This is a genomic window from Lysinibacillus sp. PWR01 (genome assembly GCF_043359455.1).
GTDB classification, from domain to species: domain Bacteria; phylum Bacillota; class Bacilli; order Bacillales_A; family Planococcaceae; genus Lysinibacillus; species Lysinibacillus fusiformis_F.
Genome location: NZ_JBHERJ010000040.1, coordinates 14,308 through 28,534 on the forward strand (window position 1 = coordinate 14,308; position 14,227 = coordinate 28,534).

At 36.1% G+C, this 14,227-nt stretch carries 10 protein-coding genes; 6 read left to right on the forward strand and 4 right to left on the reverse strand.

Annotated elements, in window-relative coordinates; translation table 11 throughout:
• Positions 1–100: 100 nt before the first annotated feature.
• Positions 101–1,168, reverse strand: a complete 1,068-nt coding sequence (locus ACEVFT_RS05780; protein WP_004230902.1) for a glycosyltransferase family 4 protein — start codon at positions 1,166–1,168, stop codon at positions 101–103.
• Between the two features lie 225 nt (positions 1,169–1,393).
• On the opposite strand from ACEVFT_RS05780, the gene secA2 reads away from it, so the two are divergent.
• Both secA2 and ACEVFT_RS05790 read left to right on the forward strand, forming a co-directional pair.
• On the forward strand, positions 1,394–3,757 hold the full coding sequence (secA2, locus tag ACEVFT_RS05785) for an accessory Sec system translocase SecA2 (protein WP_393948669.1): 2,364 nt from the start codon (positions 1,394–1,396) through the stop codon (positions 3,755–3,757).
• Positions 3,757–4,653 (forward strand): accessory Sec system S-layer assembly protein, encoded by an 897-nt coding sequence (locus ACEVFT_RS05790; RefSeq protein ID WP_393948670.1) that lies wholly within the window; start codon positions 3,757–3,759, stop codon positions 4,651–4,653. Before secA2 ends, ACEVFT_RS05790 begins: the two co-directional genes overlap by 1 nt.
• 84 nt (positions 4,654–4,737) lie before the next feature.
• On the opposite strand, the gene ACEVFT_RS05795 is transcribed toward ACEVFT_RS05790, so the two are convergent.
• Positions 4,738–5,631, reverse strand: coding sequence for a C40 family peptidase (locus tag ACEVFT_RS05795; RefSeq protein WP_393948671.1), 894 nt, complete (start codon positions 5,629–5,631; stop codon positions 4,738–4,740).
• A 250-nt stretch (positions 5,632–5,881) separates the two neighbouring features.
• On the opposite strand from ACEVFT_RS05795, the gene brnQ reads away from it, so the two are divergent.
• Together brnQ and ACEVFT_RS05805 are read left to right on the forward strand one after the other, a co-directional pair.
• Complete coding sequence (brnQ, locus tag ACEVFT_RS05800; protein ID WP_393948673.1) at positions 5,882–7,201, forward strand: branched-chain amino acid transport system II carrier protein; 1,320 nt, start codon at positions 5,882–5,884, stop codon at positions 7,199–7,201.
• 182 nt (positions 7,202–7,383) lie between these two features.
• Positions 7,384–8,751, forward strand: a complete 1,368-nt coding sequence (locus tag ACEVFT_RS05805; protein ID WP_393948674.1) for a S41 family peptidase — start codon at positions 7,384–7,386, stop codon at positions 8,749–8,751.
• Between the two features lie 41 nt (positions 8,752–8,792).
• Here ACEVFT_RS05805 and ACEVFT_RS05810 read toward each other — a convergent pair whose 3' ends face one another.
• Positions 8,793–9,392 (reverse strand): TetR/AcrR family transcriptional regulator, encoded by a 600-nt coding sequence (locus ACEVFT_RS05810; protein ID WP_393948676.1) that lies wholly within the window; start codon positions 9,390–9,392, stop codon positions 8,793–8,795.
• A gap of 590 nt (positions 9,393–9,982) precedes the next feature.
• On the opposite strand from ACEVFT_RS05810, the gene ACEVFT_RS05815 reads away from it, so the two are divergent.
• Positions 9,983–10,957, forward strand: coding sequence for a proline dehydrogenase family protein (locus ACEVFT_RS05815; protein WP_205441201.1), 975 nt, complete (start codon positions 9,983–9,985; stop codon positions 10,955–10,957).
• A 115-nt stretch (positions 10,958–11,072) separates the two neighbouring features.
• Here ACEVFT_RS05815 and ACEVFT_RS05820 read toward each other — a convergent pair whose 3' ends face one another.
• Positions 11,073–12,410 (reverse strand): AAA-type ATPase lid domain-containing protein, encoded by a 1,338-nt coding sequence (locus tag ACEVFT_RS05820; RefSeq protein ID WP_393948678.1) that lies wholly within the window; start codon positions 12,408–12,410, stop codon positions 11,073–11,075.
• Between the two features lie 180 nt (positions 12,411–12,590).
• Here ACEVFT_RS05820 and pruA point away from each other — a divergent pair, with 180 nt between their 5' ends.
• Positions 12,591–14,135 (forward strand): L-glutamate gamma-semialdehyde dehydrogenase, encoded by a 1,545-nt coding sequence (pruA, locus tag ACEVFT_RS05825; RefSeq protein ID WP_393948679.1) that lies wholly within the window; start codon positions 12,591–12,593, stop codon positions 14,133–14,135.
• Positions 14,136–14,227 lie beyond the last annotated feature (92 nt).

A 14,227-nucleotide genomic window follows, 5' to 3' on the forward strand; every position in this document is an offset into this window, starting at 1 on the left:
ACAACGGATTAGAAAGCGTTTCTCGGTGTCTAGCAACTCACCGTTAAAGTCTTTTTAACAACAAAAAAGCAATCACACAAATTGTATGATTGCTTATATTTTATTTACTAAATATCCGTACAAAATTCAATAATGGTTTATAATTTTTACCAGCCAACCCGATAACCTCTACAAAGATTTCAATAGCTGTTAGGATGACCGCTACAAGTAAAATAGCTCCCCAAACCTTTGCCATAGAGAAAATGATAGCTGCTAAACCAAACATCACTGCAATTCCGTAAATGATTAGGACTGTTTGTCGATGTGTAAAGCCCATATCGAGTAATCGATGGTGTAAGTGTGACTTATCAGGATCAGACCATTTCTTCTTCATACGAACACGACGGACAATCGCAAAGAACGTATCAGAAATCGGAACACCAAGAATAATAATTGGAATGATTAAAGCTACAAATGTAATATTTTTAAAACCAAGTAACGCTAACACAGAAATCATAAATCCAAGGAACAATGCCCCTGTATCACCCATAAAGATTTTTGCTGGGTGGAAATTATAAAATAAGAAACCAAGTGAAGCTACAGCTAAAATGGCTGCTAACGCTAAAACAAACACATTACTCATAATAAACGCCATGACAGCTAATGTAATAAGTGCAATTGTAGAAACCCCTGCAGCTAAACCATCTAAGCCATCAATTAAATTAATGGCATTTGTAATACCGATAATCCAAATAATCGTTAATGGTATACTTAGTAAACCAAAGTCTAATGTACCTAAGAACGGTAGATTTACCATTTCAATTTCAATACCGCCTACAAAAACAACAATCAGGGCAGCAACTAACTGACCAAGCATTTTTGCTTTAGCAGAAATCTCACGCATATCATCAATAACACCCGTGATCACGATTATACAAGCACCAATAATGATAGCTAATAAAGCTTCATTACTACCATGTTTCGTATGGACTAAAAAAGAATATAAAATCGTCACGCCAATTATAAAGGCAAGGAAAATGGCCAAACCGCCAAGTCTTGGCATAATTCGAGCATGTACTTTTCGATAGTTTGGTGCGTCAACTGCACCTATTCTAAACGCTAAACGTTTCACTAATGGAGTTAACAAAATGGATGCAACGAATGCTGCTATTAAAGACACGTAAAGCATGTCTCTCCTCCTCAAATAAATAATCTACATTGAAATCCAAATTGATTATAGCATGAACAAGCATTGAAATATACTTTTTCTAAACATTTTCCACGATTTCACAAATATTTTGTACATTTTAGCATTAATAGATTCCTATATAGTCAATTGTAGTCACCATTCGCAAAATTTGATAGAATAATGGAGTGTCTAGCATGTAGACAACATTAAAGGAGCGTATATTTCATGTTCTCAATTTTCAAAAGCAACAAAGAGCAAACTAGTGCTCGTCAATTAAAACGCTACTACAAAATAGTAGATCAAATTAACAATCTTGAAGAAAAATATGTTAACAAGTCAGATGCTGAATTACGAGAAATGACTTTTATTTTCAAAGATCAATTAGAACAAGGTGAGCCTCTTACATCGATCATCCCAGACGCATTTGCTGTTGTACGCGAAGCCTCAAAGCGTGTATTAGGAATGCGTCATTTTGATGTACAGCTTATCGGTGGTCTGGTATTAACTGAAGGCAATATTGCTGAAATGCCTACTGGTGAAGGTAAAACACTAGTTGCTTCCCTGCCCTCTTATGTACGTGCATTAGAAGGTAAAGGAGTTCACGTCATCACAGTAAATGATTACCTGGCAAAGCGTGACTATGAGCTAGTTGGTCAAATCCATCGTTTCCTTGGGTTAACTGTTGGTTTAAATGTACCGATGATGGAGGCTGATGCAAAGAAAGAAGCCTATAATGCAGATATTACATACGGTGTGGGTACTGAGTTTGGCTTCGATTATTTACGTGACAATATGGCTTATAGCTTAGCAGATAAAGTACAACGTCCTTATCACTTCGCTATTATCGATGAAGTGGATAGTGTATTAATCGATGAAGCGAAAACACCGTTAATTATCGCAGGTAAAATGCCTTCTAACGATGAGTTACACCGCATTGCTGCTATGTTAGCTAAACGTTTCAAGAAAGATGAAGATTATGACTTTGATGATGAAACAAAAGCTACTTCTCTAACAGATAAAGGTATTGAAAAGGTTGAGGCTGCCTTCAATATCGATAATTTATATGACTTAGAACACCAAACACTCTTCCATTATGTCATTCAAGCAGTACGTGCGCATGTTATGTTTAAGCGCGATGTTGATTACATTGTGAAAGAGGATAAAATCGAGCTTGTTGATATGTTTACAGGTCGTATTTTAGAAGGTCGTTCACTTTCTGATGGCTTACATCAAGCAATTGAAGCTAAAGAAGGTGTAACGATTACGGATGAAAATAAATCAATGGCTCAGGTCACAATTCAAAACTATTTCCGTATGTATCCAAGGCTTTCCGGGATGACGGGTACAGCGAAAACACAGGAAAAAGAAATTCGAGAAGTGTACGGCATGGAGGTTGTGCAAATACCAACAAACCGTCCACGTCAACGTATTGATCAGCCTGATATTATTTTTAGCACACAGGAAGCAAAATATAAGTATGTTGCTGCTGAGGTTAAAAAGCGGCATGAAAAAGGCCAGCCAATTTTAATTGGGACAACATCGATCTTACAGTCTGAAACTGTAGCTGACTATCTGAAAAAGGAAAAATTAACATTCCAATTACTTAATGCAAAAACAGTTGAACAAGAAGTTGAACTTATTTCACAGGCTGGTCAAAAGGGTCGTATTACGGTAGCGACAAATATGGCTGGTCGTGGTACGGATATCATGCTAGGCGCTGATGTACATGAACTGGGTGGTTTATATGTAATTGGGACTGAAAAGCATGAAAGCCGCCGTGTAGACAATCAGCTACGTGGGCGTTCAGGCCGTCAAGGTGATGTAGGCGAAAGTCGCTTCATTCTCTCTATTGAAGATGATATGTTCCGTCGTTACGCAAAAGACGAAGTTGAAAAATTCTCTGCAAAAATGATTGTAGATGATACAGGTATTATTCAAAATAAAGAGGTTCAGGAGCTTATTGATCGAACACAACGTATTGTTGAAGGTTCCCAATATGGCATGCGTGAATACAATTTAAAATTAGACGATGTTATCAATGACCAACGTACCGTTCTTTATGGACTTCGCGACAAAATTTTAGGTGGCGAAGATTTAATGGGTGAACTGAAAAAAATGCTACGTGAAACAGTTGATTTTGCTGTTCATGATGCAGCGCCAGAAGATGTATCTCCAATTGAATGGGATTATGATCAAATGGAGAATGCGCTTAACTCTTTATTCATCACACCTGTTTCAATCAACCGAGAAGTTGGAAGAACAAAACAAATTCTTGCTGACATTCAACCTTCTGAACAAGAATTACTGGATCAAATGGAGACATTCGCTGAAAATGAAAGAGTCATAGAAGTACTTCCTCAAATCATGCTTAGCCATATTGATAGCGGCTGGATCAAGCATTTAGAGGCAATGACACATTTAAAAGAAGGCATCGGTTTACGCCATTATCAGCAAGAAGATCCAATGCGAATTTACCAGCGTGAAGGCTTAGAATTATTCGGTAAAAATTTCCAAGAATTACGTCGTTCTATTATTATAGAAATTACAGGCTTCATGAAAACAGTTGAGGCACAACAGGAGGAACAATAATGGGCTTATTTTCATTCTTTAAAAAATCAGATAAAGTTGTTCAAGAAAATACAATTGACTCAAAAGATTTACTAGGAAATACTGCAAAAAACACTGGTGATAATCGCGATGTGGAAACAAAATTATCATTCCATCCAGAATGGGATGTACCACAAGAGCAAAAATACATTTTCAACTTCCTAGCAAATGAGCTAGAGCCATTGAAACCAAATCAATTATCGCTTTCTTCTATTAGTATTGAAGAAGGTCCTAGTGGAAAATGGTTAGTTCGCGCATTTTTCCGTTCTTCTTTACCTCAAGCTATTGAGCTAGGTGAAATTGAGCTTTTCATCATGGATAAAAACGATGAGCTTGTTGCATCTAAAAAATTCGATTTTAAAGCTCTTGGCACAATCCAAGCAGAAAGTGCTCGCCCATGGGTATTCGAATTTGAAAAATCTACAATTAAAGTAGATGAAGTGCCCGAAGATGGTTGGAAAATTGCCTTTAACCTCGTTTCCCTTCGTGGTCATCAATTAGAATTAGATCCATCCTGGGAAAAACAGTTACCAGCAGAACAAAAAGAAGAGCTAGAAAAGATCGTGAAAACACTACCAAAGCTAGGCGAAACAGAAGTAAATTTCACAGGTTTACAGGCAAAACTAGCTGACAATGGCAATTTAAACGTATCCATCTTTATTCGTAATGGACACAACAAAGCAATTAATCTAGAACAATTACCACTAGAAATTATCGATGCTACAGGTAAACAAATTGCCAAAGGCTCATTTAAAATGGATCCAATCTTAACTGTGCAACCAAATTCAACAAAGCCTTGGACATTCATATTCCCAGCAGAGCTTGTTGATGCAAAAGACGCTGACCTCTCTCGTTGGACAGCACGTGTAACACAATAACCTAATAAAACCCCCTCACTTTTTGTAGAAGGGAGTTTTGCTCAAATTAAAAGCGATTTTTGCCTAGGCAAAAATCGCTACTTTTTATTTCACACTGTCAAAACGCTTGTAAGCTACTAATTTAGAAGACCAGTAAGAGTACGTAACATCCGATATTTCTACACCATCTGTACCCGCATGAATGAATTTATTATCACCGAGATAAATTCCCATATGAGAAATACCTTCTTTATACGTATTTTCAAAGAATACTAAATCACCAGGTACCGGATTTTCTACATGGGTTGTATTGCCATAAAAATAACCTTCACTGCTTGCTCTTCCTATTTTTAAACCACCTTGATTAAAAGCATAAAAAATAAAGCCACTGCAATCAAGACCTACTGGTGTATTACCACCGTATAGATAGGGTGTTCCAACCAATGTATTGGCAACTTCAACTGTTTTGTTATAAATCGCTTGTCCATTAGATGTAGGATCTTTAGCGGTTACTTTTGATGGAGTGCCCGTACCTGAAGTCACATTATTATGTATAGTATCACCATCGGGTATCACTGCGCCTTGAGAAACCTTCAATACTTGTCCAATAAAAATCGTGTCTTTTTCAAGCTTATTCCAATCCATTATATCCTTAATCGTCACATTATATTGCTTTGCGATTTTTGATAATGTGTCACCTTTTGCTACTGTATGTGAGCTAGTTGTTGGTTTTACAGATGTTGATGGAGAGGAAGGCTTTACTCCCTCATTCGTAGATTGTTTTTGAATCTCAAGCTTTTGAGCTACATAAATCGTATCTTTCGATAGATTATTCCACTTCATAATATCCCCAATAGAAACTTGATGATTTTGGGCGATTTTAGTTAAAGTATCTCCTTTTTGTACAGTATATGTTGCTGCTTCTGCTGTTTGTAGTGCTAAAAATGAAGTTGCTATAGTACTTAAAACAAGAATTCTCCATTTTTTTGTCTTTTGCATACCAAAGTGCCTCCGTTCGTGCTAGAATATTCCCTTGTGTGTCTATCATACTAGATAACTACCTCATGAAAAATCGGAAAAACTGACTATTTTTCAAACATTATAGCAAACTTATAGAATACGACGAAATCCGACTATATTGAAATACTATTTCGATTGCAAGATTAGTGTTCCTATGATAACATACACTTCTGTATTTAAAATTTTTAGAAAGTTTTAGCTTTTCAATCTTAAAGGAGTTTTTATACTTATGAAGAACATCTTGCATTTCATCAAAGGAAATTTAGCAGTAGGTTTACTACTATTTGCCTTGTTCTTGGGTGCTGGCAATATTATTTTTCCACCGTTATTAGGCCAACAAGCAGGTGAAAACATCACTGTAGCCATGATTGGTTTCCTTATAACAGGTGTTGGTTTACCACTACTAGCGATCGTTGCAGTTGCCAAAGCAGGAGGCGATTTGCAGCTGCTTGCAAACCGTGTTAGCCCTGCTTTTGGTGTGATTTTCACCTCAATTGTCTATTTAGCGATTGGACCATTCTTTGCTGTACCACGAACAGGGTCTGTATCCTATGAAATAGGCATTGCGCCATTCCTCTCTGAAGCTATGAGGGATCATTGGGCGCCACTATTTATCACATCTATTTTGTTTTTCACTTTAATTCTTTATTTATCCATTAATCCTTCGAAGCTTGTTGATCGAGTAGGCAAAATTTTAACACCTGCCCTGCTTTTTGTTATTTTATTGCTTGCTGTTAAAAGTTTTATCTCTCCAATGGGAGAACCAGGAGAAGCTGTAGGAAACTATAAAGTGTCACCTTTAGCTGAAGGTTTTGTACAAGGTTACTTAACAATGGACGTTCTAAGTGCTCTTGTTTTTGGTATCGTAATTTTACAGGCCTTGCGTGATATGGGTATGAAGGATACGAAAAAACAAGTAAAAACAACGATTTTTGCCGGTGTCGTTGCTGCTATTGGTTTATCATTTGTCTATATCTCTCTAGGCCATATTGGTAACACAAGTATCAGTGCAATCGGTATCTCTGATAATGGCGGAAATATTATTGCAAAATCAGCTGAGGTGCTCTTTGGAAGCCTTGGAAGTATTATTTTGTCTGCGACTATTTTACTAGCTTGTATATCAACAGCTGTCGGTTTATTAACTGCCAATGCACAGTTTTTCCACAAGCTCTTCCCCAAAATTTCGTACAAAACGTTTTTAATTGTCTTCACTATTTTTAGTACAGCTATTACAAATGTAGGGCTTTCAACAATAATTAATGCGTCACTACCTGTACTCTTAATTATTTATCCTTTAGCTATGGTATTGATGGTCTTATCACTAGCAGATCATTTCTTTAAAGGTGGACAAATTGTTTATATTTTAGCGCTCGTTCCAACTTTCCTTGTTAGTCTATATGGTGGTTTAAAACAAATGAAAGTTGAAATTACACCTTATGAAAATATCCTGAAAGCATTGCCAATGTATGAGCAAAATTTAGGGTGGCTTTTACCAGCTATTGTTGGTGCAGTAATTGGTTTTATTATTCATAAATTGATAAAAAAATAATATACAAGAATCTGCTTATCCTCTAGTGACAAGCGGATTCTTTTTCTATCTCATATAAGTCCACCACTATAGTTATGGCTTCATGTATAATAAAAATCAGATACTCAATTGCAAAATGTAACCATCCAATTAATACCATAACATACTACATTCTATTTTGAGTTCTAGAAAAGAGGTGTCCAATGAAAAAGTTAATATGGTCATTCGCATTTGTTCTAGGCTTCTTTCTTCTCCCTTTTACAACGACTCACGCTGCTGAAAATGATCAACAGCTTATCAAGGAAATTAAGGAGATTGTGAAAGATACTTACGTTGGAACAATTAATGGAAACTTAGAGAAGGCTACATCCATCTCAGAAATCATGAGTATGCTTGATCCTTACTCAACCTATTTCACTAAGCAAGAATTCGAAAATTATATGAATAGCATCAACCTAGCTACTATAGGGATTGGTGTTGTGATTGAAGAACACGAAGATGGAATTCATATTTTACAAGTAATTGAAGGAAGCGGCGCATTTGAGGCTGGTGTTCAGGCTGGAGATATCATCATTGGCGTTAATGGCGAATCTATAATTGGTCGCTCTACACAAGAGGCATCCTCCCTATTAATCGGTAATGAAGGAACTAAGGTGGAAGTTACATTAAAGCATAGTGATGGTTCAACAACTACGAAAACTATTACACGTAAAAAATTCACTTTACCGAATGTACAAACTGACCTACTATTTGGAAATGTGGGCTATATTTCATTAGCCTCTTTTTCAGAGGATGGCGCACAGCTTGTCAAAAATGCAATGATTGACTTAAAAAAGCTTGGTGCAACATCGTTCATCTTAGATTTACAAAACAATGGTGGCGGTTATGTGACAACAGCTGAAGAACTTACAGGATTATTCCCATCTGCTAAAGTTGCCTATTTATTAGAAGAAGCACAAGCCTCTTATACAATACCAGCAGTTCAACAAGATACTAAGTTTCCAAAAAATACGCGTATTCTTGTCAATCGCTATAGTGCAAGTGCTTCTGAAATGCTTTCTGCCTCATTAAAAGATCAAAAAGCTGCTATTTTATACGGAGAAACAACCTACGGGAAAGGTGCAATGCAAGGCTTTTATACATTACATGATGGAAGCTATTTAAAGCTCACAGTTGGTAAATTTACGGGTCCTGCGGGTCATACCATTCATGAAGTAGGCGTTAAACCAAATGTTCAGACGACAACAGCACCTATTTTCCAGGCACATTATGATGCATTGAAGGAGAAGTATCCTAAATATAAACAACTCTCTACTGTAAAAAGTATTGCTGATACGGAAAAATTCACAGTGAAATTCCCTTCAGCACTTACTTCACAAATCGCCAAGAGCAACATTCAACTGGTTGCTTTAGGAGCTAAGGAAGTACCCGTAACAGTTAAAATTGAAGGGCGTTCAATAACAGTTACACCTAAGAGTGCTTTATCAGCGGATCAGGAATATATGCTACTTCTTCACCCAAGAAGCAAAGATCAAAAAGGCTACTATCAGCATATAAGAATAAACAATTAAAAAATCCTGTCATCGATAATAAGAATCGATGACAGGATTTTTTATATCACTTCTTTAGTTTTCCAAAAATATAATTGTACAATATCATTTGCAAGTTCTGCAGGTAATCTTTTTTCTTCTAATAAATTCGTTATGATTAATCTTTCTATTGACCCTACCAAACTATCTATCATTATTTTTATATCCACACTATACAGTAGAAGATCTTTGTCACAATCATGCAGATAAATAAGGTGGATCAATTGCTGTGTCAGTTGGTTTTTTACTAAATGAGCTTGCTTGGATTCAACAAAGCCTATTTTAGTTAATTCAGGATTTTCAATAATATAAACAAACAGGTTCAATAACCTTTGCTCTAGTAGCGTGACAAAACCCTGTAATCCGTTTTCAATAATGTCAGTAGACTTATTATTCATTACCGCAAAGAATCCACTTTGAAATTGCGCATTCAAATCGTTATAAAGGGCATCCTTGCTTTTAAAATAGAGATAAAAAGTAGGCTGAGTTACATTGGCAGCCTTTACAATGTCACTAATTTTTGTGTGATGATAACCTTTATCAGAAAATAGCTCTATCGCTTTTTCAAGTAATAGTTGTTTGCTTTGTTCTCCATTTGAATTAAATTTTCTGCCTCTTGCCATACTTTCCACCTTATCTTAGTTTAGAGTAGTCATATTCCCTTTTGTATTGCTTATATAGACACACTATTCTAAATCAAAAGTAACTATAAATTCACAAAACGTACATAATTTAATCTTGATTATATACCATTTCATTATAATACACCCTGTTTTTTTTTACTATAAACTACTATTAATATGATATTTAGATTGAAAAATACAAAAGTGGATACCTAAGAATCGCTTCTAAGATATCCACTATTATTTAGCTAATAAATTATATTATAATAACAATAACTCTATATTGAGATTCCTAAATACTATCGTGCCATTCAAGTAAAACTACTCTCTAAAACACCAATATCATACATATACCCAAATTAAGACATATAACAATCAACATAAAGCAAATCTATAATTTTGAAAAGTCCTTTTTTTTGAAAAAATTTTTTTAAATTGTTTTTTTACTACGAAAAAGTCAATGACTGCAATAGTTTTATCTCCCTAACTAGCTGTCAAAAAATTTTTTTCTGAAAATCAAACCATTTTACTTTTCAAAAAAAGTGTTATAATCGCCAAGAATTTAAAATTTTCATTTTTGGAGGCATATGATGGTATTACGTGACTTTTTCATTTATTTATCAGAGAACAAATTATTAAACAGCGCTGCACAAAAATATGGTTTAAAAATGGGTGCCCAAAGTGTTGTTGCTGGTACAAGTTTACCAGAAGTTGTGCAATCGATTAAAGAATTAAACAAGGCTAATATTTCTTGTACTGTCGATAATCTAGGCGAGTTCGTCTACGAAAAATCAGAGGCAACTGCTGCCAAAAATAATATTTTAGCTGTTGTACAAGCTATCCATGATGAACAGCTTGATGCACACATCTCTCTTAAACCTTCACAATTAGGTTTAGATATTGATTATGCATTTTGCTATGAAAACTTAAAAGAAATCGTAGCTCTTGCACATCAATATAATGTTTTCGTGAATTTTGATATGGAAAACTACGAGCGTTTACATAGCTCTTTTGAATTATTAGAGGAATTACACAAAGAGTATGATAACGTAGGGACAGTTATTCAAGCTTACTTCTTCGAATCAGAGGAAAATATTGAGAAATATAAAAACTTCCGCTTACGTATTGTAAAAGGTGCTTACAAAGAACCTGAAAATGTGGCATACCAATCAAAAACTGATATTGACCATAATTACTTAAAACTAATTGAATATCATTTGTTACATGGTAAATTTACTTCAATCGCTACACACGACCATAATGTGATCAACCATGTAAAACAATTTGTGAAACAACACAATATTCCAAATGAAAAATTCGAATTCCAAATGCTATATGGTTTCCGTAAAGAAATGCAGCTAGATCTTGCACGTGAAGGTTATAACTTCTGCACATACCTTCCATTTGGAAATGATTGGTACGGTTACTTCATGCGTCGTTTAGCAGAGCGTCCGCAAAACGTAGCTCTTGTAACAAAACAAGTGTTTAACAAAAAAACGAACATGGCAATTGGCTTAGGAGCCGCAGCATTTGCCCTTGGTCGCCTTTCAAAAAAAGGTAAATAATTACACAAGCTGAGAGCTATCCATCAGTTTAGTGACTCTATCCTTCACTTTGGAGAATCTATCCATCTATTTAGTAATTCTAACCACCACATCATCAATAAAAGCGAAAACATCGTTAATCAATGTTTTCGCTTTTTTTATTGAGCTTATAGTTTTTAACACGATACTGTAAACTTTGTCGACGAATCCCCAATGCAGCAGCCGTTTTGGAAATATTCCCTTGATGAAAGTCCAATGCCTTCGAAATATAGTACTCCTCTACCTCTTTCATATAGACATCTAACGGTCGAATATCCTGTTGATTTTTAATAACAAACAAGTCACTCGTAGAAACCTCTTTTTCCGTCTCCTCACAAGAGCTTTGGATTTTCCATTTGAAATGCACAGGTAGCATATGTGATTCAACGATTGTTTCATTGGTGATCAATGAGGTTATTTCATCCAACAGGACTTCTAATTCCTTTAAATTCCCAGGCCAATCATATTTTAAAAAAGTATCTCGTACTTCTTCTGAAAGCCCTTGAATAGATGAGCCAAAGCTATCACGATGCCTTTTGAAATAATCATCGATAAAAGGCATAATATCTTCTTTTCTTTCTCGTAAAGGAGGCACATAAATCGTAATACCTGAAAAAAGTCGGTAAAGCTTTTTGGATAGCTCGTGCTTTTGAATTAAATCAATTGGATCTTTGCCAACACTAGCAATTAAAACATGCTGATGATTCGGATGATGATTGAAAAGTTCAACAATCTTTTCTTGTGCTTCTAGCGATAAATATTCGATGCGCTCAGCAAAGAAGGTTATTTTCTCCTTTTCTACAATATATTTTTCAAATTGCTTTAATACCGTGTTCTCATCTCGACGGCAAATTAAAGCAATAAACATATCATTTTGCACCTTTAGATCATGATGAATTCCCTCTGCAACCATATCAATTCCAGTACCTGATTCCCCTATTAATACAACAGGCATTCTACTTAGCGCCACAATCTTTGCCTTTTCAATGACATCCTTCATGACTGGTGATACTGCCGTGATGATGTCAAATGTCAATGGTGCGCCATACCTTCTTAATGGCTGATACATCATGTATTCAAGCTGTGTAATATCTCGGGCAAATTCCACAGCGCCTATTAAAGAGCCTTCATAGTGCAACGGATAAATATTGCTTATGTAGGTCACTTCTTGATTTTTTTTATTCCAATACGTTTTTTTTATATTGTGTACTGGCGTTTCAGAGCTGAGGACCTTATAAATATCACTTTTTTCGATTTCAAAATCAATGATCTCTAAGGCTCGCCTCTCCTCAAATTCATCCTCATTAACGCCTTCTAATTCTCTCATTTTTTTATTGTATATAAGCAATTTGCCCTCAGTGTCTACCACACAAATTCCCATATCGCCTTTTTCAATGACGTATTTATAAATACTTAGTAGTACATTATTATCCATCTTGTCCTCCTGTATTCCATTAAGCTTATTCTAACACCAATATGAAAAGCAGATGCAAAAATTAAAAAAGTTTTAAAATTTGAGTTGATTAATGCCAAATTATATTGCATTATATAATTAACACAATCTTAAAAGGTGCATAATCATTTGGCACCACTTATCCATGGGGAGGAAACTGACATGATTCCATACAAACACGAACCATTCACAGATTTTTCACAAGAGGCAAACTACAATGCTTATGTAGAGGCTTTAAATAAAGTTGAAGGTTACTTAGGTCAAGACTACCCACTAATTATTGGTGGCGAGCGCATTACAACAGAAGATAAAATCGTTTCGTACAATCCTGCAAAGAAAACAGAAGTTATTGGTCGCGTTTCGAAAGCAAGCAAAGATTTAGCTGAAAAAGCAATGCAAGCGGCAGATGAAACATTTAAAACTTGGAAAAAAGTTGATCCAGCGATTCGTGCGGACGTTCTTTTCAAAGCGGCAGCAATCGTTCGTCGTCGTAAACATGAATTCTCAGCTTTATTAACAAAAGAAGCTGGGAAACCATGGGCAGAGGCAGATGCAGATACAGCGGAAGCAATCGACTTCTTAGAATACTATGGTCGCCAAATGCTACGCATTAAAAACGGTCAACCAGTAGAAAGCCGTCCAGGTGAGTACAACCGTTATGACTATATTCCACTAGGAATTGGTATCGTCATTTCTCCTTGGAACTTCCCATTTGCAATTATGGCTGGTACAACAGTAGCAGCTTTAGTAACAGGGAACACAGTTTTATTAAAACCAGCTTCAACAACTCCAGTTGTGGCGTATAAATTTATCGAAGTATTAGAAGAAGCAGGTCTTCCAGCAGGAGCTGTTAACTTTGTACCAGGTTCTGGTGCTGAAGTGGGCGACTATTTAGTTGATCATCCAAAAACTCGTTTTATCAGCTTCACTGGTTCACGTGATGTTGGCTTACGTATCAACCAACGTGCATCTGTGTTAAATGACGGTCAAATTTGGATTAAACGCGTTATCGCTGAAATGGGCGGTAAAGATACAATCGTAGTCGATAAAGAAGCAGATTTAGAATTAGCTGCACAATCGATCGTGAAATCAGCATTTGGCTTCTCTGGTCAAAAATGTTCAGCATGTTCTCGTGCTGTTATCGTAGAAGATGTGTATGACCAAGTGGTGAACCGTGTAGAAGAGTTAACAAACGCTTTAACAGTGGGAGATCCAACTGATTTCAGCAACTTTATGGCAACAGTTATTGACCAAGCGGCATTCAATAAAATTACGGATTACATCGAAATCGGTAAAGGCGAAGGTCGTCTAGTAGCTGGTGGTACAGCGGATGATTCAGTCGGTTACTTCGTACAACCAACTGTCTTCGCGGACGTAGAGCCTTCTGCTCGTATTATGAAAGAAGAAATCTTCGGACCAGTCGTAGCGATTGCAAAAGCAAAAGATTTCGACCACGCGATTGAAATTGCAAACGATACAGAATACGGTTTAACAGGCGCTGTTATCACAACGAACCGTGTGAACCTAGAAAAAGCGCGTGAAGAATTCCATGTAGGAAACCTTTACTTCAACCGTGGCTGTACAGGTGCAATCGTTGGTTACCAACCATTCGGTGGCTTCAACATGTCAGGTACAGATTCAAAAGCAGGTGGCCCAGACTACCTACAACTGCATATGCAAGCAAAAACAACATCAGAAATGCTTTAATTATTATCCCAATAAAATGCCGTACATTGTTTCTTAGCACACAATGTACGGCATTATTTTTATGGACAACATAAAGGACATATATAATAGAA